Below are 19,033 nucleotides of genomic sequence, written 5' to 3' on the forward strand. Positions count from 1 at the left end.
GTTTGTGAGGGATAAACATATGAGGCCGTCTCAATACAACCTGATTGAAAACCACGGCGAAAGAACGCTGGTGATGAATGCGAAGACCGGTGCGATCCTTTCGTTGGATAAACAACATGCAGAAAGTATGTGCCGCATGGTATCGGGAACCGAATGGGAGCCAAATGAATTGCGCGAAGCGTTGCTTCAAGGAGGAATGCTGCTAGAAGATGATCGTGACGAAAAAGAGGAAATGAAGGCGATGGGCCGTCTTGTTCGATTTTCCAATCGTTCTCTAGGCATGACGATAGCCCCGACATTGGAGTGCAACTTCTGTTGCCCATACTGTTATGAAAAAGGACAACGCAAAACGACAATGACTCCGGAGGTTGAAGACCGGCTTGTCTCATTCGTGAAGGAGCGTTCACGGGGGCTGAGCGAGCTTGAGATCAGTTGGTATGGTGGAGAGCCGTTGCTGCAAGTCGATAGAATTCAGCGGCTTACGGAGCGTATAAAGGCAATCCTTAATCCAGAGTGCTCCTATTCGGCATCCATCGTTACAAATGGATATCTTCTGACGCCAGAAGTGGCCGAGACTCTCGCGGCTTGTGACGTCAAGATGGCTCAAATAACCTTGGACGGGTCTCGAAAGGACCACGATTCTCGGCGGTTCTTGCGGAACGGACAGCCGACGTACGATGCGATTCTAGACAACGTTTCTAAAGTCACGCATCTGTTGGATATTTCTATCAGGTGCAATGTCGATGCCCATAACATTGTCGGTGCTGGCGATTTGCTGGATGCACTCGAGGAAAAGGGCCTTAAAAACAAGGTTGGATTCTATCTGGCGCCTGTCGACAATATTAACGATACGTGCCCAAGTGACAGTAGTTGTTTTTCGATGGAGGCGTTTTCTCAGGAAGAGCTGGACTTTTATAGTCATGCAGTTGATAGGGGGTTCTACGTTGACCTGACGGTGCGCTTTAATCCGGCTATATGTGGCGCCGTTTGTGCAGGGTCGTTTGTAGTGGATCCGGAGGGCTATCTTTATAAATGTTGGGACGAAATCGGGATGCGTGAACGCTGCGTCGGCACGCTTGCCGAAGGGCCGAGGATGAATGCTCAGCTGGTCCAATGGCTAAACTATGAGCCGAGCGATCATGAGTGTGAAGAGTGTTTTGCCTATCCCTCATGCATGGGAGGTTGCCCTAATCACGCTCTTCATGGAGGGTCAAAACAGTGCGTATCTCAAAGGTATCAGGTGCGCCAACGAATGATTTTGACCGAGAAGGCTCAGCGATTGCTTTCGGAACTGGATTCAGCTCATGTTTAATCTCTGCGCAAGAACAATAATCAAGAATCCAAAGTATATAACCTATCTTCTAATGTGCCTGCTCTCGCTTGTGGTTGGTCTCGCAATTCCTTTTCTGACGGGACAACTGGTCAACAACTTTGTCGGTGTCGCGCGAGATGGGGAAAGCGCAATCGCCATCGGCGCTGAGATAGCAGCGCTGGGTATTGTGCGAGCCGGTTTGAATTGCGTCAGTGAGCTGGTCTATGTCGATCTGCAAACACATGTGGGATTTGCATTGAATGAAGAGGTGATAAGTCACGTTCAAAGACTACCACGGGCCTTCTTTTCTAATTTTGATGCCTCATATTACAACCAACAGATTAATCATGACGCTAACGATTTGGTGATATTTGTTATAAACGCAAGTGTCCAAAGCGTGAGCAATATAGTGACGTTGCTTGTGGTGTTTGTTGTCCTGGCGACCATAAACGGTCACCTGGCAATGCTGTGTATGGCTCTGGGCATAATAGGTGGCGCGGTCTATTCGCTTTTCAAAAAGTGTTTGTTCGCAAGAAGTTTCGAGGCTCAAGAGCAGGAGGCTCGATTCTTTTCCGATCTGGAGAAGCAGCTTAGCAACGCACAATTTATCCGCAGACATGTTCTATTCGAGGTTTTCAAGCAAAGGCTTGAGCACTCTTTTGCAGAGCTATATCGTTGCGTTTATCAGAACCAGCAAATTAATGCGACCTTTACGTTTGCCAACACTGCCGTCACATCTTTGGCACAGGGTGGGATCTTGATCCTGGGCGCAAAGGAAGTTCTCGACGGCAATTTGCTGCCTGGCTATCTTATGACGGCGCTAAGCTATTACTCCTATTATTCTTCGTCTATTGAATTCTTCCTTGCGCTGGGCAAGGACTATCAAACGTCAAAAGTATCCTACGAGCGTTTGCGGCGCTTGCTGGACATGCCAGAGGACTCAAACGGGGCCATTATCCTCGCCGATGTTTACGAGGTGAGCTGTTCCGAGCTGGCGTATAGCTATCCTGGGTCTGAAAAAACCGCGTTCAGAGACATTCGAGCTTCCTTGGAAAAAGGAAAGGTATACGGAATCGTTGGGCCGAACGGTTCCGGTAAGAGCACGCTGCTGGATGTGATAAGCGGTTGCGATCCAGAAAACTGCAAGGGTGATATTTGGATTAACGATAAGCCCCTGAGCTCTCTGGACCGCTATGCGCTGCGGAAGCGCAATATCGGGATTACTGAGCAGGAGCCGCCCCTGACCGAGGGGTCGATACGGGACAATTTAACTCTTTGCTGCAGAAGCACTGAAGAGCGTGACCTTGAGAGCCTCATTGAGAGAATGGGGCTTAAAAAGATGGTCGATTCAAGTGGTGGACTTGATGTCGAGCTGGACGATAAGCAGAACAACATTTCAGGAGGGGAGAAGCAAAAAATAGCGATAATTCGCCAGCTGCTGAAAAACCCGGACGTGATGATGTTTGATGAGCCGACATCTGCACTTGACAGTCAAAGCAAGCAGGCGTTTATCGAAATCCTTAAGGAAAGAAAGGGGCGACATATCACGGTCATCGCTACGCACGACCCTGTGCTTATTTCGGCATGCGATGAAGTGATTGAAATTGCCTGACGGGTTAGTGGACCAAGCATATCAAATTCAGGGGGCGGGCACTGTAGCTGGTGCCCGCCCCCTTCTGGCATAGAAGGCTTTAGCTTGTGTGGAGCGTAAGCTAGCGGGCCTGCTTTACCTTGGCTGCCGCCTCGACAAACGACTTCCACAGGTTAAAGTCGGTTTCGAGCGTCTTCCACGTGTACTCAGGGTGCCATTGCACGCCCAGGCAGAAAGGCTGGCCTTCGACCTCGATGCACTCGGGCACGCCATCGGTCGCCTTGGCGACCAGGCGCGTGCTCTTGCCCAGACGGTCGACGCAGCAGTGGTGTGCCGAGTTGGTCTGGATCAGCCTGTGCCCGCCAACCGCGCGCTCCAGCAGCGAGCCCGGCACGACCTCGACGGGGTGCACGGGGTCGTTGAGCACGTGGGTATGGCGCCACTGCGTGCGGCCCTCGCGAGCGCCCAGGCTCGGCACGTCCATGCACAGGGTGCCGCCAGTGCCGACATTGAGCAACTGCGTGCCGCGGCAGGTGGTAAAGAGCGGCTTCTTGGCACGAAGCACCTCGTTAACCAGCTTAAACTCAAAGCGGTCGCGAATTTCGCAGCACAGCGTGGGGTCGTAAGGACGCTCGTCGCCCCAGCGTTTGGGGTTGACGTCCGGGCCGCCGGGAATAGCGATACCGTCAGCGATTTCCACGTAATGACGGATGACATCGACGTCTTCGGTAATGGACATCTGCAGCGGCAGGCCACCGGCGGCAAGAATGGCGTCGACAAAGACGCTTGCGATTTCCTCGTTGGGGGAGAGCGTCTCGCTCAAATAGGGTTTCGCTTCTTCCCAGCGTGGTGCGACTAGGATAAGCGGGCGGTCGGCGGGATCGACGTTGACGTGCGGAGTGTAGGACGATGAGGTGCGGGTTCCGATCATGGGTGTGGCTTTCGAATTCGGGTGGACATGGCACAGGGGTGACGCGGGACAAACGCTGGTGATGAATTTGCCCGCGTGGCAATTGGGTTAGTGGCCCTTGATGGAGTTGAGGAAGTCCTGGGCACGCTTGGTCTGGGGATGGTCGAAGAACTCGTCGGGCGTGCCGGTTTCCACGATCTGGCCGTCGGCCATAAACACGACGCGGTCGGCCACGCGGCGGGCGAAGTTCATCTCGTGTGTGATGACGATCATCGTCATGCCCTGCTGGGCCAGACGGACCATGACCTCGAGCACCTCGTTGATCATCTCGGGGTCAAGGGCACTCGTGGGCTCGTCAAAAAGCATGGCCTTGGGTTGCATGGCAAGCGAGCGGGCGATGGCTACGCGCTGCTGCTGGCCGCCCGAGAGCTGTGCGGGCACCTTATCGGCCTGCTCGGCAACGCCCACGCGGCTCAGCAGGTCCATGGCGCGCTCACGAGCCTCCTCCTTGGACACGCCCAGCACGTCGACCGGCCCCAGCATGACGTTTTGCAGCACCGTCATATGTGCAAACAGGTTGAACTGTTGGAACACCATGCCCAACTCGGCGCGCATGCGGGCAAGGTCTTTGCCTTCCTGCGGAAGCGGCTGACCTTCGATGATGATCTCGCCCGAGTCGATGGTCTCCAAGCGGTTGATGGTGCGGCACATGGTCGACTTACCCGAACCCGAGGGACCGATCACAACGACGACCTCGCCGCGGTCGACCGAGAGATTGATGTCGTTGAGAACGTGCAGGTCGCCATAGTGCTTATCGACGTGCTTGAGCTCGATAAGCGGCTGGTTGCCAGAAGTAGAAGTGCTCTGTGCCATGGTGCTCGGCTCCTTATGACTCGAAATGGTAAAGCGTTAGCGGATGATGGTCGCGCCGGTCTTGTGCGAAACGTAGACAGCGGCCTTGTTGATCGCAACGTTGATGAGGATGTAGATGACCGCGATTACCAGGTAGACCGACACGAGCGCGTCGTAGTTGGTAATGAGCACGCGGGCATTTTGCATGAGGTCGGGGTAGCTCACCACATAGGCGACGGTGGTGTCTTTGACCACGACCACAAGCTGCGAAATCAACGACGGAATGATAAACCGAATCGCCTGGGGCAATACGATTTTAAAGGTGATTTTAGCCTTGGAGAGACCGAGCGCCTGGGCGGCCTCGACCTGGCCGCGCGGCACGGCGTTGACGCCGGCGCGGAAAATCTCGGCCAGGACGCCGGCTGCAGCGAGCGCGACGGGGAGCGTGAGCATCCAAAACGACGGTAGCGCGATCTTGTACTGAGGCAGCACCAAAAAGAAGAAGTAGATGAACAGCAGGCTCGGCACGCCACGGAAGAAATCGGTGAGCACGCGGCAGACCAGCTGCAGCGGCTTGATGTCGCTGGTGCGGCCGAGCATAAGGGCCAAGCCCAGCACCAGCGCGATTGCGCCGGCGGTGAGCGCGACTTTAACGGTGCCCTCAAAGCCGGCAAGCAGGAACTTCCAGGTGGTGAGGTGCGTAAAGAAATACCAATAGTGGACCGAAAGCTGACCGGTCACATAAAAGCGCTGCAGTACCAGAGCGATGAGCGCTGCCACGGCAACAAGTGAGATGGCGGTGCCGACGCGAATCTTGGCGCGCATCTTGGGGCCGGGAGCCTCGTAGAGCGCATCGCGCATGGTGAGCGCGGAGGTGGAGTGCTTGCTCATCGGAGGATCCTCACCTTCTTATCGATATAGTTGCCAATGTGGCTCACCACAAAGGCCGTGCCCAGGTAGCCGAGCGCCGAGATAAAGAACGCGGCGACGCCGCCGAGCGAGCGCGTGTTGATGTAGCTCACCACGCCGGTGAGCTCCTGCGGTTTAAGCGGCACCTGACTGCCGAGCGCGGTGGTGAGCATGACGGCGATAAAGAGGTTGGTCATGGGCAGTACGCTCGAGCGCAGCGCCTGCGGAATCACGATCTTGGCGAGGATACGGCTGAAGCTCATGCCCAGCGAGCGGGCGGCTTCCACCTGGCCGACACCGACGGTGTTGATGCCGCTCATAAAGTTCTCGGAGCCAAATGCCGAGCCCAGCAACACCGTGGCGACGATAACGCAGGTGCGGTAGGGCAGGACGACCTTGAGCGGCGGCAGCGCGTAGACGACGATAATGAGCAGTGCGATGCCGGGGATGTTACGGAAGACCTGGACATACAGGTCGCCAAAGACGCGCAGCGGCTTGAGCGGCGACACGCGCATCACAGTGACGGCGACGGCCAGCACCATGGCGATGACAAACGACTCAAGCGTCATACCCCAGGTTGCTAGCAGCGCGTCGATATAGTTCTGGCCATAGAGCGACCAGAGCTCGGAGAGACTCATGCGGACCTCCCGCCGGTAAGGAAAGGGGCTCCCGTGTGTACGGAAGCCCCGACAACTCAGTGAGGAAACAGTTTAGCGCAATAAAGCGCATCGTGCGTTTCCGTATGGTTTCGTAGCGGCCGTTACCAGGCTCGCTGCCTAGGCGCCGATCTCGGGTAGCTCGGGAACATTGGTGTCGCCCGTACGGTCGCCAATGCAGATCTGCCACAGCTTGGTCCAGGTGCCGTCATCCTCGATCTTCTTGAGGAAGTCGTTGACAAAGGCGACACCGTCGGAATCGAGCGGCAGGCCGATGCCGTAGGGCTCCTTGCTGCCGAAGGGCTTGCCGGCAATCTTGTACTTGCCGGGCTCGCGGACCAGGGCGCTCTGCTGCATGTTGTTGTCGATGACGTAGGCGTCAACACGACCCTGCTGGAGTGCCTGGCGGGCCTCCTCGTCGGTCTTGAACTCCTGCTGGCTGGCCTTGGGAGCGAACTCCTCCAGGATGGCGGGGCCGTTGGAGCCGGACTGGACGGCGACGTTCTTGTCAGCCAAGTCGTCAACGCTCTTGATGTCGTCGTTATCGGCGAGCACCAGGATGGCCTGCTGGGTGTAGTAGTAGGGGCCGGCGAAGGAGACGAGCTTCTTGCGCTCGTCGGTGATGGTGTAGGTGGCAAAGACGGCGTCGACCTGGCCGTTCTGCAGGACGGACTCGCGCGTGTCCGAGGTCACCTGGGTGATCTCGACCTTGTTCTCGCCCAGAATGTAGTTGGACAGGAGCTGTGCGATACCGGCATCGAAGCCGCGGGTCTGACCGTCTTTCTCGTTGAGGAGGGAGAAGAGCGTGGAGGTCTGAACGCCACCGATCTTAAAGACGCCGGCGTCCTTGACGGCGGTCGCCCAGGTGCTGGCGGCGATGGCGTCGTCATCGGCCTTAGGGCCGTTGTCGACAAGCTTGTCGAATGCCTTGGCATCGAGCGTGGTGGAAGCCTCGGTATCCTCGGAGCTCTTGGAGGAGCCGGCGGCGGAACCCTTGTCGGCCTCGGCGCTGGTGTCGGAGCAGCCGGCAAGACCAAGGCCGGCGACGGTTGCGAAGGTGGCGGCAACGAAGCCGCGGCGGTCGAGAACGACCTGCTGGGAGAGGTTCTTGCTCATGGTAGAACACCTTTCTCAAAAAAATCCCTAGCGGTTGAGTAGAGTTATACCCCATCGCGCTCAAATGGGTCAACACGAAATAACTCAGAAACATACTTACCTTATGGGTAATTCTACCTACCAAAAAGGGACAGGTTTATTTTGGCAGGTTTTATCTGGGCAAACGCCGATTATTACAGCTGAGATAGCGCTTTGTCGACGGCATGATCGCTCGCAGCGGTCGCTATAATGGCGGCAGCGCGACACATATATAAGTAAGGAGATCGCGTATGAACGGTTATTCGTTTTTCGCACCGACCAAGGTGTTGTTTGGCGCGGGCAAGTTAGGCGAGTTGGGCGCACAGAAGCTGCCCGGCACCAAGGCTCTCATCGTTACCACCGGCGGCAACTCGGTCAAGCGTTTTGGATATCTGGGACGTTTGGAGGCCGAGCTCGATCGCGCCGGCGTGGTCCATGAGCTGTTCGATCGTATTGAGCCCAATCCGCTGCGCGAGACCGTCAACGCAGGCGGCTGGATGGCGCACACCCATGGATGCGACTTTGTGCTGGCGCTCGGCGGAGGTTCGGTCATGGACGGCAGCAAGGGCATCTGCGCGGTGGCGGCCAACCCGCATACCGATGCCGAGGGCAACGAATGCCCCGGTGACATTTGGGATTTTGTGAATGGCGGCACCGCACTCGGGCTGCCTATCCCTAACGATCCGCTGCCGCTGGTGTGCGTGACCACCACGGCGGGTACCGGCTCCGAGGTCGATGCGGGCGGTGTCCTGTCCTGCGAGGACAATGACGAGAAGCTCCGTCTGGGCGATCCGCGCCTGTTTCCGGTGCTTTCGGTCGTCGACCCCGAGCTCATGGTGAGCGTTCCAGCACGTCTGACCGCCTATCAGGGATTTGATGCCCTGTTCCATTGCGTTGAGTGCTATGTGTCGAACACCAACACGCCCATGGGTGACATGGTTTGCCGCGAAGGCATCCGCCGTGCCGCCGCGGCGCTGCCTACGTGCGTCAATAATGGCGATGACCTGGAGGCGCGCTCGAGCCTTGCGTTTGCCAACACGCTCGGCGGTTATGCCATGGATGCCTCGGGCACCACGGGCTCGCATGGTCTTGAGCATGGCATGAGTGCGCATCATCATGACCTGCCGCACGGCGCGGGCCTCATTATGATCGCCCGTGCCTACCACACGTGGATGATCGATCACGGTGCCGCACCCGAGCGCTATATCGACATGGCGCGCCTGATGGGCAATGCTACCGCCAGCGATCCGCACGATTTTGTGACTGAGCTAACGCGCCTGATGGAGGCCTGCCATGTGGCAGACCTCGCCATGAGCGAGTGGGGGATTACGGTCGAAGAGCTGCCAGCCATCGCGCACAACGCTCTGACGACCAACGGCGTCCTGTTCAGCCATGACCCCGTAACGCTGACCGACCCCGACGTCGTCGAAATCCTCAAGCAAAGCTACCGCTAGCAACTTCCAACCACCACAAAGGGGACAGGCACCTTTGTGGTAGTTCTTGCAGATATGGCGGCCTGCCCCGCTGTTTTGTCTTGATCTGTAACAGTTGGACGAGAAAATGGACTCTAACTGTTACAGATTGAGATTTTCTCTTCAGGGGAATTCGAATGTCTCGATCTGTAACATCTGGACGGACAAAAGGTCTCTATCTGTTACAGATTGAGACAAAGGTCAGGGGCAAAGACGGTTTGTCTAGATCTGTAACGGTTAGACGGGAATTCGGGCCATAGATGTTACAGATCGAGATAATTGAGTTGGGGAAATAAAAACCTCCGCAGGGGTGCTTCCCTTGCGGAGGTTTTTTACTCGTTCAGTAGCCTTACGGCTTCGGCGGCCATGTTCTCGACCGTCATGCCGTTCTGAGCGAGCAACTCGTTGGGGCCGTAGCGGTCGGGGAAGCCCTTGGCGATGCCGAAGGTGCGCGTGCGCACGGGCGTGCAGGCCAAGTAGCACGCGACACGCTCGCCCCAGCCACCGTCCAAGATGCCGTCCTCGAGAGTGACGACAACGCGATGCTCGGCGGCAAGGCTGTCGAGGAACTCACGGTCGAGCTCAGTTGCATAGCGCGGGTTGACGAGCGTGGCCTCGATGCCGTACTCGGCAGCCAAGCGGTTTGCCACGCGCTCGCCCAGCTCAAAGAAATCGCCAAGCGCGAGCACGGCCACGTCGCGACCCTGACGCACCACGTTGTAACGAACGGCGCCGTAATCGGCGTCCTCGGCAGGTGCCAGATCGGGGCGGCTTACCAGGCCGATGCCCGGTACACGAATCGCCACGGGATGCTCGCGGTGGTCGAGCGACCAGCTCAGCATGGACAGATATTCCTCCATGCAGGCAGGTGCAAGGTAGCGCATGTTGGGAAGTCCGCCCAGCATGGAAATATCAAAGAACGAAAGGTGCGTCTCGGACGTGGTGCCAAAGATTGACGCACCAAACACCAAAATGGTTGCGGGGGCGTCGTTGAGGCACAGGTCGTGCCACAGCTCGTCGTAGGCGCGCTGCAAAAACGTGCCGTACACACCAAAGACTGGCTTGGCGCCCGAGCGCGCAAGCGCGGTGGCAAAGGTCACGGCGTGCTCCTCGGCAATGCCCACATCGACGAACTGTTTGCCGGCGGCAGCGCGAAGCTCGGGTGTAAAGCCCATGATGTAGGGCGTGGCGGCCGTGATGCCCACGACCTGCGAATCGCGCTCGATGGCGGCGCTGAGCGCCTCGCCCGTAATGTCGGCATAGGTGCGCGGCGCAGGCTCGCTCGGATGGCCCGGGCAGAGCTTGCGTCCAGTTGCCATGTCAAACGGACCCACGTGATGCCAGCGTTCGGGGTCGTTCTGGGCTGGCTCAAAGCCCTTGCCCTTGGCGGTGGAGACGTGCAGCACGATGGGATGATCGATATTGCGCAGTTCCTGCAGCGCGTCGACTAGGGCCAACACATCGTTACCGGCGTCCAGATAGCGGTAGTCGAGCCCCATCGCGCGGAAAACGTTGCGCTCGCAGGTGCCGTTGCTGGCGCGCAGCTCGGCCAGATTGCGATACAGGCCGCCATGGTTCTCGGCAATGGACTGGTCGTTATCGTTGACGATGATGATCAGGTTGCTATCGAGTTCGGCGGCATTGTTAAAGCCCTCAAACGCCAGGCCGCCCGAAAGCGAGCCGTCGCCAATGATGGTGATGACGTTGTAGCTGTCGCCCGCCAGATCGCGGGCGTGTGCCAAGCCGCAGCCCAGGCTCACCGATGTGGAGGTGTGGCCCATGGCGAACAGGTCGTGCTCGGACTCGTCGGGATTGGCAAAGCCAGAAGCCTCGCCAAAACGTTCCGGATCGATATAGGTATACGCGCGCCCGGTCAGCGCCTTGTGGGCGTAGGTCTGGTGCGAAACGTCAAAGACAATCTTGTCGATAGGGGAGTTAAACACGCGATGAAGCGCAACCGTAAGCTCAACGACGCCCAGGTTGGGGGCAACGTGTCCGCCGACGGCGGCGGAGCTTTCGAGGATGGCGTGGCGGATCTCGCCGCAGAGCAGCGGAAGCTCGGCGCGATCGAGAGCCTTGACGTCCTCGGGCGTTGTCGTTTGCGTAAGCAGCATCGTTGTGGGTTACTCCATGCGAATCGTGCGCCGGCACTCCCTCGGCCGGCACAATTGCACAAGACAGTCTCGCACATTTTGGCGTTTGATATGTGACGGCGGCGCGGTAATTCGCCAACTGGTGGGGCAAAACGTTTTGTCCGATGCCATACTGGTAGATTCGATGATGATTTTATTCAATGTGTGCAGGCCGTGGCTTGCCGCCGTGAGCCGCTGGAAGGAGGCAGCATGTCCGATACCGTTCGTGCCGAGAAAATCGCGCGCGAGGTCGACGATGCCGCCCGTCAGCTTGCCCAGGCGGGCCGCTTGGACCTGATGCATGAGTTTATCCAACATGGCGATGTGACGGTTTATGCACATGTGACCTCGGTGGCGCGGGCAAGCCTGTCCTTTGCCGAGCGCCTGGGCCGCGTCGGTATCTCCGTCGACCGCTTATCGCTGCTGCGCGGGGCCCTGCTGCACGATTACTTTCTCTATGACTGGCACGATCCCGACCCAAGCCATCGGCTGCATGGCTTTCGCCACCCGTTTTTTGCCTTGGCGCGTGCGGAGGAAGATTTTGAGCTGACGCCGCGCGAGCGGAATATTATCGTACGGCATATGTTTCCGCTGGTACCGGTGCCGCCGACGTGTCGCGAGGCATGGATTGTGTGCCTGGCCGATAAATGGTGCGCGCTGCGCGAGACGGTTGCCGGTCGTCTGCGGCGCAAGGACGAGGCGGACGATGACGTGAGCAGCGAATCGAGCGAAAAGAGGAGAGGGTAGACGGTGGGAACCGCGATCGATATGGCTTTTGGCGGCGCGACGCTTGCCGCCTGCCCACTCTCGGCACTGGTGCTCTCGTTTGCCTTTTACGGGTTTTGCGGCTGGGCGTGGGAGTCGACGGTTTGCGCCATGCTCAATCACGGACGATTTGCCAACAGTGGCTTTTTGCTGGGGCCGTGTTGCCCTATCTATGGTGTGGGCGGCATAGCCTGCTGGCTTTTGCTGCGTGGAATTCCGGATGCCTCGAGCCAGTTTGTTGCCGCGGCGCTCGTATGCAGCGTGATTGAGTACAGCGTAGGCGTGTTGTTGGAAAAAAACAACAGGCGCGCGCTTTTGGGATTACTCGCACCTGCCGTTTAATTTGCATGGACGCATCTGTCTGTACTGGGCCTGCGCGTTTGGCTTGGGTGCGCTGTGTATTTGCCGTTTAGTGGAGCCGGCATTGCTGGGGCTGCTTGGCCATCTGCCGGTGCTGATTGTGCGGCTGTCCGCCTTTATCGTTGCGGTCGCGATGATGGTCGATGCGGTGTGCTCGTTGGCCAGCTGGCGCCGCCTGTCCGATCAGCTTGAGCGTGTGCGCGCCGACCTTGCCGACCGCATCAATGAGTCGCTTGCCGATGCCTCCGACTCCATGCTCGAACGCATTCCCGATTCGACGATTGACTCGGTGGCGCAGACGCACATCCGTAGCCGTGCCGTTAACGCGTGGCTGGCCGAGCTGGGTGACGCCGCGCTCGATGCCCTGCGCGAGAAGGCTTCGATGCCGACGTTTATCTCGGATGGTGCTCGCGGCCTGGCGCTCGCTGCCCGCCGCGTGGCCGATGCCGCGCCGAGCGTGCCCCGTCCGTCGCTCACCCGTCTCCGTACCGGCAGGCGCGCGAGCCGTCCGGTGCCGAGCGTGTCACTCAGCCGCCGCGACCTACGCTTCTTTAACGCCTTCCCGCGTCTGCGCATCAATCGCTACGAGGGCGTCATCCGAGCTACCGACCTCCGCGACCGCGCCCACGAGCTGTTCCGCCGCTAGTCGGGACGGACGCGCTTACGGCTCCCTTGCTCGCGTATTTCCCATTCGTTTCGCGCCCGTTGCTGTGCCGTTTCTAAGATTGCGGCACCGTTTCCATTCGACAACGCAGCGTTTAACAACGCCGTATCTGGTCTACACCAGTTGCCCCTCGGCCGCATTATGGGCGCCGACAACGTTCATGCGATCAAGGGGGAGCGAATGTACGATACGGGATCGACAACGTTTATGCTCATCTGCACCATGCTCGTGTTTTTAATGACACCGGGTCTGGCGTTTTTCTATGGCGGCCTGTCCAGGCGCAAAAATGTCATCAACACCATGCTTATGTGCTTTGGCGCCATTGGCTTGGTCGGTGTGCTGTGGATTGTTGCCGGCTGGTCGCTGGCCTACGGCGGCGACGGCTCCAGCCCGTTTATTGGAGGCCTTGACCAGCTGCTGTGCCTGCCGGTGCTCAATCAGGTGCTGCAGGCGGCCGAGGGCAATGCCGCGGACGGTGCCGTCTACCCTCAGATCATCAACATCGCCTTCCAGATGGCGTTTGCCATGATCACGGCCGCTATCGTCACGGGCAGCCTGGCCGGCCGCGTTAAGTTTGGTGCCATGACGGCCTTCCTGGGCATTTGGCTGCTCGTGGTCTATGCGCCGCTCGCCCACATGGTCTGGGGCGGCGAGGGCTCCTTTATCGGCGACATCGTCGGCGCGCTCGACTTTGCCGGTGGCGACGTGGTGCACATATCGTCCGGTCTTACCGGCCTGATCCTCTGCTTAATGCTCGGCCGTCGTCGCGGTTTTGGCATGGTGAGCTATCGTCCGCATAACGTACCGTTTGTGGCGCTGGGCGCCGGCCTGCTTTGGTTTGGCTGGTTTGGCTTTAACGGCGGCAGCGAGTTTAAGGCCGACGCCGTGGCGGCGCTCGCCATCCTCAACACCGTGACGGCCAGCGCGGCGGGCATGGTCTCGTGGCTTGCCGTCGAGCGCGTACACACCGGTCGCCCCACGCTGGTGGGTGCCAGCACCGGTCTGGTTGCGGGCCTTGTGGTGGTCACGCCGGGTGCGGGCTTTGTCGAGCCGTGGGCGGCGCTGGTCATGGGCCTGATCGTCTCGCCCGTCTGCTACTTGGCCATCAGCCATCTTAAGACCAAGTTTGGCTACGATGACGCGCTCGACGCGTTTGGCTGCCACGGTATCGGCGGCATCTTGGGCGGCGTGCTCACAGGCCTGTTCTGCGTGCCGGAGCTCTCGTGGACCGGTAAGGGTGGTCTGTTCTACACGGGCGACATGTCGCTGCTCGTCTCGCAGATTCTGGGCATTGTGGTGACGGTCGTCATCGTGATGGTGCTCGACTTGGTGATCGCTGCGGTGGTCAAGGCGCTGTTCCACGGCAGCCTGCGCGTGGACGAGGCTGACGAGGCGCTGGGCCTGGATGCCAGTCAGCACGGCGAGAGCGCATATCCTTCGTTCTCCGGGCTCGATTAGCAGCTCGGCTTTCCCAGGCACCCGACCTTGCCCCTCAAACCGTCGCTTGCGTACCGAAGTACGCGGCGCTCCTCTTTCGGGGCAATCTCGGGCACCTGGAAAACCCGTGCCATGTGAAGGACAATTCATTTCTTTTATTGAAGAGAGGAATTCACTATGAAGAAAATTACGGCGATCGTTCGTGCCGAGAAGCTTGAGGTTCTCAAAGACGCGCTGTTTGCTGCCGATGTTCGCGGCATGACTATCAACCAAGTGCAGGGCTGCGGCGCGCAGCATGGCTGGAAGGAATACGTGCGCGGCAACGAGTTGCTTGTCAACACGATCCCTAAGGTGCAGTTCACCCTCATCTGCGCCGATGAACATGTCGACGGCATTGTCGAGATTATCTGCAACGCTGCTCGCACCGGTGCCGTTGGAGACGGCAAGATTTGGGTCGAGCCGGTCGAGGAGGTTATCCGCATACGCACCGGCGAACACGGCTCCGCCGCGGTGTAGAATCGACCGCCTACCATCCGCAACGTTAAAATGCTGCAATGAGGCACAAGACTTGCGTTGCGGATGGACGGATTATGGGTCGTAATAAATATCCCGAGGAGACTGTCGCGAAGATTCTCGACGCGGCACTGGAGCTATTCTGTGTACGGGGTTATGAGGGGACGAGCATTCAAGACATTGTCGACCGCCTCGATGGCATGACCAAGGGTGCTGTCTATCATCACTTTAAGAGCAAAGAGGAGATTTTCAACGCCGCGTTTGATCGGGCGATGACTCCGATTGTTGAGCACCGCCGCTCGATGCTTGATATCGGTAATATGACCGGAGCCCAAAAGCTCAAGCGGCTGTACGCGCCCGAGTCCGTCGTTCCGCAAATTGAACTATGGGCACGCATGCGTCCTGCAGCAGATCCGGTAAAAAGCTCGCGTCTACTGGCGATGCAGTACCAGGGCTCATTTGACGAGTCGGCCGATGGCTATCTCTTGCCGGTGATCGAGGAGGGCATCGCCGACGGATCCATTGCGTGCGAATGTCCGCGCGAAGCGGCAGAGGCCGTATCGTTGCTGGCGAATCTCTGGTTGCTGCCACTGTTTCGTCCGCTTGAACCCAAGGAGCGAATGCTTGCTCGCGCACAATGTTTGGCGCAGATGGCGGCCGCGGTGGGGCTTGATTTGGGTAATGAAGTGCTCCAGACAACGGCCCAGATTTGGGACGTATGGAACCGTGCCGGGTGGTAATATAGATACCAACGGTATGTAATTGATTTGTGAGGGTAGACACGGCTGCCCTTTTCAAGTCATTAAATACATACTAACAGTATGTATTTGGGGGCAGGCTTATGGCTGGGATGCGAAGAATTAGCGTTTCATTGGCGCCAAAAACAGTGCGATCTATCAGGCTATTTGGTCTTCTTGTTGCACAGCTGTGTGCGTATTCGATGTTGTCGGCACTGTGCTTTGCGTGTCCGCTTTACTTGTTCGATTGCAGCGGCTCCTCAACGTTATATGGCGCCGTCGCGGCGATAGCGTTCATACCGGGCGTGCTCGCGACTCCGGTTGGCGGGATCTTGGCGGATCGGGGGAGACATCGCGGGGTTCTTGTGGTACTCGGCATTGTTCTGATGGCTACATCACTGCTGTTTATCCCCGTGAAGCGTTCGCTGCCTCTTGCGGTTGTCGTGGCAGCAATGCTTTGCGTCCAATATGGCATCCAATCGCTGCTGAAACCGATGCTTCAAATTGAGACGGTGCGCATGACGGACCAAGAAAAGGTTGAGCGTGCCACTGCGTTGGTCTCGCAGATAACCATGATGAGCAATATCTTGGGGCCTGTAGTCGGGACGGCAATCTATGGGTGCTTTGGTATCGATGTTCTATGCGAAACCGCGGCGTTGACGTTTGCGGTGTCAGCCCTGCTGTTCGGGGGCACACTCAAGCGATATGCCTCATCTGGAATGACAGGGGACAGTACGACTTGCTCGACATGCCGAAGCGATTTCCGGGAGTCGATTCGCTACCTGTTTCAAAACGCATCATTGCTCGTTGTAATTATGATTGCGGCCGTACTGAACCTTGAGTTAGTTGGGCTAACGATTGGCGCTCCCGTTATTGTTGCAAAGCATTTCGGAATGCAGTCATCCTTTGTTGGGATTATTGAGGTGGCTATGGGCTTAGGTGGTCTTGTCGGCAGTGGTTTGGTCGGTATTTGGCCGCATCGTTTTTCCTTCAAGGGCATTTGTCGATATGTTGCGATGATTTGTTTTGGAGTCGTACCGATTATTGTCACGCTACTGAACGGTCCTGATGAATTAGCGTTTGCCGCGCTTGCGGCTGGCTCGGCATGGGTCATGGCGTGGGCAAGCATTACATCGGTCGAAATCGTTTCATTTGTTCAGCGGTCAGCGCCAAAGGAACTTTGCGGAAAAGTGCTGGCACTCGTTTATATGACGCTTTCCTGTGCGACGCCTATTGGCCAATTGGTTTATGGGCTCGCATATGATCGATGGACACCGGCGATTGTATTCGCAGGCATGTTGGCGGTGCTGACGTTGACGACGGCGCTGTTTTATCGGCTGAAAAGTCGCTTGTGGCGATTGTCTTAACGCGTTGGGGCACCATGAATTTGTGGAGGCAGTGGCACGCCGCGCCGGGACGGCATTATTTGGGCATGCCTCTCCTTCGTCTACAATATCGTGCAGACGAAGGAGAGGCATGCCCATGATCAAGATGTTTGCGAGCGACTTAGACGGAACGCTGCTGAACGCCCTGCACGAGGCAGATGGGACCATCCGCCGTGCCATTCGCGAGCTGACCGAGGCTGGCCTGCATGTGGTTCCCGCGACCGGACGCTCGACGTTGCCAATCGGCGAGCATGGCTTTACGGGGCTGGCGCTCGATGCCTGCTGCTCTAACGGCTCCATCGTGCGCGACAGCCATGGCGAAGTGCTCAAGACCTGGACTATCGATCCGCAGATTACCGAGGAGCTGCTCAAGGCGTTCCCGGACATTTGCTTTGATTGCTCCACGCCCGATGGCATGTTCTCGAGTGGGTCGTTCGAGATGCACCAGGCGGGCTTTAAAAAGGACAGCCCCATCAAGCGTATTGTGATGCGCGGCATGCGTGCGCGCGGTGGGTATCACGAGGAACAGTATTTCGACCAGTCGATCGGTGACATCCTGCGCCACGATGTGTGCAAGATTAACTGTCGCGTGACCTCGCCCGAGCTGGAGCGCGACCTTAAGGCGTATTTGGTCGAGCGCTCGGACCGCGTGGTCAACGCGCCGTTCGATCCGGTGATGTTCGAGATCACGGACGTGGCGTGCAACAAGGGCGAGAGCGTGGCCTGGCTGGCGGGTTACTACGGTATTGCCGAGGACGAGGTCGCGGTCTACGGCGACGGCGGCAACGACATTGCCATGCTCAAGCGTTTCCGCCACAGCTACGCGACCAAAAACGCAAGCGATGCAGCCAAGGCCGCCGCGAGCGCGACCATCGGCAGCTGCATGGCCCACGCCGTCCCCAAACACATGCTCGCCACCATGCGCAAGCAGAACTCCCGCACCATCATCGAATAATGTGACAAAGGGACAGCCCCTTTGTCACAGGGGTCTGTGTGCTTGGAATACGAACAAACATTCGCATATCTAACTGCGCTTTGATAGAATTGATGCTGTTGGCGGCAGTTCCATGTGCCGGGCAGCGCCCTCCATCTGATGGGAGGTGATGCCCATGACCGATTTGATTGATTTCGTGAGACTTCTGACCGCTCTGGTCTCGTTCTTCACGGCGCTTGTCGGCCTTTCCGAGGCACTCAAGCAGCGTTCGAAGCGCAACAGAAGGGGGTCGCCGCCGCTAAGGCGTTGACCCCCTAATGCAAACAACGGCGCTGCCCAGCTAGCTACAACTTGGGCTGCCGTCGACACTATTCTACCCACGAATGCCATTTCGGACAATCGGTAATGCCGATTCAAAAGGTGGGCGGAATGTGACAAAGGGGCTGCCCTTTGTCACATCCAAAATATTGCCTTTACGTGTTGATGCACACGGTGTGCAATAATACTCGCACTGTGCAATAGCGCACGGACTGAGTAACAAGGAGGACGCTTGTCCCAACTCGAGAAATGCGATCGCCGGTCCCTTCGCTCGCAGCGTGCCCTTCGCCAGGCACTTGCCAGCGAGCTTGCCGAAAGCGGCGACCTTTCGCGCATTAATGTCGCGTCGCTCACCGAGCGCGCTGGCCTTACGCGCCGCACGTTCTATTCGCACTACCGCGATATCCCTGACTTTATCAATCAAATCGAGGACGGCTTGCTGACCGAGATCCGTGAGCGCATTGAGCTCATCACCGCAGCTCAGCTGCCTGATCTCTATCACAATATCGATGAGCTCGAGCCGGCGCCCGGTTCGGTTGAGCTGCTGCGTTATCTTGCGGCCAACCGCGACTTAATCGGTGCGCTGCTGGGTCCGGGCGGCGACCAGGCCTTCATTAAAAGGATCATCGACACCGCGCGTGAGGCTGTAGTGCCGCGTGCGCAGACGGGCATTTTGGGCCTGGCGCTGGGCACGTTCTTTGACTACTACGTCACCTACGTCGTGAGTGCCGAGGTCGGCATGATTCAGCGCTGGTTTGAGCGTGGACTCACCGAATCGCCCGAGGCCATGGCGCGCATTATGACGGTGCTCGCTTTTGTGCGCCCTGGTGACCTGTATGGCCAACCCATCGATATTAACGTGCCGGAATACGGCATGAAGCTATTGAACTTGCAGCTCGAGGACGCGGCCGACACCGCCGCAACCGTCAGGTCCAACAACTAAGAGGAGAGA

General features: G+C 58.0%; 19 protein-coding genes. 13 read left to right on the forward strand and 6 right to left on the reverse strand.

Features of this window, described 5'->3' with window-relative positions:
- Positions 1 to 19: 19 nt before the first annotated feature.
- Together AAAX32_RS00800 and AAAX32_RS00805 are read left to right on the forward strand one after the other, a co-directional pair.
- Positions 20 to 1,312, forward strand: coding sequence for a radical SAM protein (locus AAAX32_RS00800; RefSeq protein WP_349099624.1), 1,293 nt, complete (start codon positions 20 to 22; stop codon positions 1,310 to 1,312).
- Entirely contained in the window at positions 1,305 to 2,924 is a 1,620-nt protein-coding gene (locus tag AAAX32_RS00805) for an ABC transporter ATP-binding protein (protein WP_349099625.1), read from the forward strand. The genes AAAX32_RS00800 and AAAX32_RS00805 overlap by 8 nt, the downstream gene beginning before the upstream one ends.
- A gap of 100 nt (positions 2,925 to 3,024) precedes the next feature.
- Here the strand turns inward: AAAX32_RS00805 and AAAX32_RS00810 are convergent, their stop codons facing one another.
- The 5 genes from AAAX32_RS00810 to AAAX32_RS00830 all read right to left on the reverse strand — a co-directional run bounded on the left by AAAX32_RS00810 (position 3,025) and on the right by AAAX32_RS00830 (position 7,346).
- Positions 3,025 to 3,834, reverse strand: coding sequence for a gamma-glutamyl-gamma-aminobutyrate hydrolase family protein (locus AAAX32_RS00810; protein WP_349099627.1), 810 nt, complete (start codon positions 3,832 to 3,834; stop codon positions 3,025 to 3,027).
- Positions 3,835 to 3,921: 87 nt separating this feature from the next.
- Positions 3,922 to 4,686 carry an amino acid ABC transporter ATP-binding protein gene (locus AAAX32_RS00815; RefSeq protein WP_349099628.1) on the reverse strand — a complete coding sequence of 255 codons (765 nt, stop codon included), beginning with the start codon at positions 4,684 to 4,686 and terminating at the stop codon, positions 3,922 to 3,924.
- A gap of 36 nt (positions 4,687 to 4,722) precedes the next feature.
- Positions 4,723 to 5,556, reverse strand: a complete 834-nt coding sequence (locus AAAX32_RS00820) for an amino acid ABC transporter permease (RefSeq protein WP_117758387.1) — start codon at positions 5,554 to 5,556, stop codon at positions 4,723 to 4,725.
- The gene (locus tag AAAX32_RS00825) at positions 5,553 to 6,212 is read right to left on the reverse strand and encodes an amino acid ABC transporter permease (RefSeq protein WP_117640236.1); all 660 of its coding nucleotides are present in this window, start codon (positions 6,210 to 6,212) and stop codon (positions 5,553 to 5,555) included. Before AAAX32_RS00825 ends, AAAX32_RS00820 begins: the two co-directional genes overlap by 4 nt.
- A 138-nt stretch (positions 6,213 to 6,350) precedes the next feature.
- On the reverse strand, positions 6,351 to 7,346 hold the full coding sequence (locus tag AAAX32_RS00830; protein ID WP_349099630.1) for a glutamate ABC transporter substrate-binding protein: 996 nt from the start codon (positions 7,344 to 7,346) through the stop codon (positions 6,351 to 6,353).
- A 269-nt stretch (positions 7,347 to 7,615) separates the two neighbouring features.
- Between AAAX32_RS00830 and AAAX32_RS00835 the strand changes: the two genes are divergently transcribed.
- Complete coding sequence (locus AAAX32_RS00835) at positions 7,616 to 8,818, forward strand: iron-containing alcohol dehydrogenase (protein ID WP_349099632.1); 1,203 nt, start codon at positions 7,616 to 7,618, stop codon at positions 8,816 to 8,818.
- Between the two features lie 350 nt (positions 8,819 to 9,168).
- Here AAAX32_RS00835 and AAAX32_RS00840 read toward each other — a convergent pair whose 3' ends face one another.
- The gene (locus AAAX32_RS00840; RefSeq protein ID WP_349099634.1) at positions 9,169 to 10,950 is read right to left on the reverse strand and encodes a 1-deoxy-D-xylulose-5-phosphate synthase; all 1,782 of its coding nucleotides are present in this window, start codon (positions 10,948 to 10,950) and stop codon (positions 9,169 to 9,171) included.
- 228 nt (positions 10,951 to 11,178) lie between these two features.
- On the opposite strand from AAAX32_RS00840, the gene AAAX32_RS00845 reads away from it, so the two are divergent.
- The 10 genes from AAAX32_RS00845 to AAAX32_RS00890 all read left to right on the forward strand — a co-directional run bounded on the left by AAAX32_RS00845 (position 11,179) and on the right by AAAX32_RS00890 (position 19,024).
- Positions 11,179 to 11,715 (forward strand): HD domain-containing protein, encoded by a 537-nt coding sequence (locus AAAX32_RS00845; RefSeq protein WP_349099636.1) that lies wholly within the window; start codon positions 11,179 to 11,181, stop codon positions 11,713 to 11,715.
- Between the two features lie 3 nt (positions 11,716 to 11,718).
- Positions 11,719 to 12,075 (forward strand): putative ABC transporter permease, encoded by a 357-nt coding sequence (locus AAAX32_RS00850; RefSeq protein ID WP_349099638.1) that lies wholly within the window; start codon positions 11,719 to 11,721, stop codon positions 12,073 to 12,075.
- A gap of 1 nt (position 12,076) precedes the next feature.
- Positions 12,077 to 12,739 (forward strand): hypothetical protein, encoded by a 663-nt coding sequence (locus AAAX32_RS00855; protein ID WP_349099639.1) that lies wholly within the window; start codon positions 12,077 to 12,079, stop codon positions 12,737 to 12,739.
- 198 nt (positions 12,740 to 12,937) lie between these two features.
- Complete coding sequence (locus AAAX32_RS00860) at positions 12,938 to 14,215, forward strand: ammonium transporter (RefSeq protein ID WP_349099641.1); 1,278 nt, start codon at positions 12,938 to 12,940, stop codon at positions 14,213 to 14,215.
- 156 nt (positions 14,216 to 14,371) lie between these two features.
- Positions 14,372 to 14,710 (forward strand): P-II family nitrogen regulator, encoded by a 339-nt coding sequence (locus tag AAAX32_RS00865; protein ID WP_349099643.1) that lies wholly within the window; start codon positions 14,372 to 14,374, stop codon positions 14,708 to 14,710.
- A gap of 74 nt (positions 14,711 to 14,784) precedes the next feature.
- The gene (locus AAAX32_RS00870) at positions 14,785 to 15,447 is read left to right on the forward strand and encodes a helix-turn-helix domain-containing protein (protein WP_349099645.1); all 663 of its coding nucleotides are present in this window, start codon (positions 14,785 to 14,787) and stop codon (positions 15,445 to 15,447) included.
- Positions 15,448 to 15,557: 110 nt separating this feature from the next.
- Complete coding sequence (locus AAAX32_RS00875) at positions 15,558 to 16,811, forward strand: MFS transporter (RefSeq protein WP_349099731.1); 1,254 nt, start codon at positions 15,558 to 15,560, stop codon at positions 16,809 to 16,811.
- Positions 16,812 to 16,926: 115 nt separating this feature from the next.
- Positions 16,927 to 17,784, forward strand: coding sequence for an HAD family hydrolase (locus AAAX32_RS00880; protein ID WP_349099647.1), 858 nt, complete (start codon positions 16,927 to 16,929; stop codon positions 17,782 to 17,784).
- Between the two features lie 154 nt (positions 17,785 to 17,938).
- On the forward strand, positions 17,939 to 18,073 hold the full coding sequence (locus tag AAAX32_RS00885; protein ID WP_349099648.1) for a hypothetical protein: 135 nt from the start codon (positions 17,939 to 17,941) through the stop codon (positions 18,071 to 18,073).
- Between the two features lie 240 nt (positions 18,074 to 18,313).
- Entirely contained in the window at positions 18,314 to 19,024 is a 711-nt protein-coding gene (locus AAAX32_RS00890; RefSeq protein ID WP_349099650.1) for a TetR-like C-terminal domain-containing protein, read from the forward strand.
- Positions 19,025 to 19,033 lie beyond the last annotated feature (9 nt).

The sequence above is a fragment of the Collinsella sp. CLA-ER-H3 genome (genome assembly GCF_040092425.1).
GTDB lineage: Bacteria > Actinomycetota > Coriobacteriia > Coriobacteriales > Coriobacteriaceae > Collinsella.

What these genes read in the sequence shown, in the direction of transcription:
- AAAX32_RS00800 (WP_349099624.1), top strand. Translation starts at nt 20, where the DNA reads ATGAGGCCGTCTCAATACAACCTGATTGAAAACCACGGCGAAAGAACG.
- AAAX32_RS00805 (WP_349099625.1), top strand. Translation starts at nt 1,305, where the DNA reads ATGTTTAATCTCTGCGCAAGAACAATAATCAAGAATCCAAAGTATATA.
- AAAX32_RS00810 (WP_349099627.1), bottom strand. Translation starts at nt 3,834, where the DNA reads ATGATCGGAACCCGCACCTCATCGTCCTACACTCCGCACGTCAACGTC.
- AAAX32_RS00815 (WP_349099628.1), bottom strand. Translation starts at nt 4,686, where the DNA reads ATGGCACAGAGCACTTCTACTTCTGGCAACCAGCCGCTTATCGAGCTC.
- AAAX32_RS00820 (WP_117758387.1), bottom strand. Translation starts at nt 5,556, where the DNA reads ATGAGCAAGCACTCCACCTCCGCGCTCACCATGCGCGATGCGCTCTAC.
- AAAX32_RS00825 (WP_117640236.1), bottom strand. Translation starts at nt 6,212, where the DNA reads ATGAGTCTCTCCGAGCTCTGGTCGCTCTATGGCCAGAACTATATCGAC.
- AAAX32_RS00830 (WP_349099630.1), bottom strand. Translation starts at nt 7,346, where the DNA reads ATGAGCAAGAACCTCTCCCAGCAGGTCGTTCTCGACCGCCGCGGCTTC.
- AAAX32_RS00835 (WP_349099632.1), top strand. Translation starts at nt 7,616, where the DNA reads ATGAACGGTTATTCGTTTTTCGCACCGACCAAGGTGTTGTTTGGCGCG.
- AAAX32_RS00840 (WP_349099634.1), bottom strand. Translation starts at nt 10,950, where the DNA reads ATGCTGCTTACGCAAACGACAACGCCCGAGGACGTCAAGGCTCTCGAT.
- AAAX32_RS00845 (WP_349099636.1), top strand. Translation starts at nt 11,179, where the DNA reads ATGTCCGATACCGTTCGTGCCGAGAAAATCGCGCGCGAGGTCGACGAT.
- AAAX32_RS00860 (WP_349099641.1), top strand. Translation starts at nt 12,938, where the DNA reads ATGTACGATACGGGATCGACAACGTTTATGCTCATCTGCACCATGCTC.
- AAAX32_RS00865 (WP_349099643.1), top strand. Translation starts at nt 14,372, where the DNA reads ATGAAGAAAATTACGGCGATCGTTCGTGCCGAGAAGCTTGAGGTTCTC.
- AAAX32_RS00870 (WP_349099645.1), top strand. Translation starts at nt 14,785, where the DNA reads ATGGGTCGTAATAAATATCCCGAGGAGACTGTCGCGAAGATTCTCGAC.
- AAAX32_RS00875 (WP_349099731.1), top strand. Translation starts at nt 15,558, where the DNA reads ATGCGAAGAATTAGCGTTTCATTGGCGCCAAAAACAGTGCGATCTATC.
- AAAX32_RS00880 (WP_349099647.1), top strand. Translation starts at nt 16,927, where the DNA reads ATGATCAAGATGTTTGCGAGCGACTTAGACGGAACGCTGCTGAACGCC.
- AAAX32_RS00885 (WP_349099648.1), top strand. Translation starts at nt 17,939, where the DNA reads ATGACCGATTTGATTGATTTCGTGAGACTTCTGACCGCTCTGGTCTCG.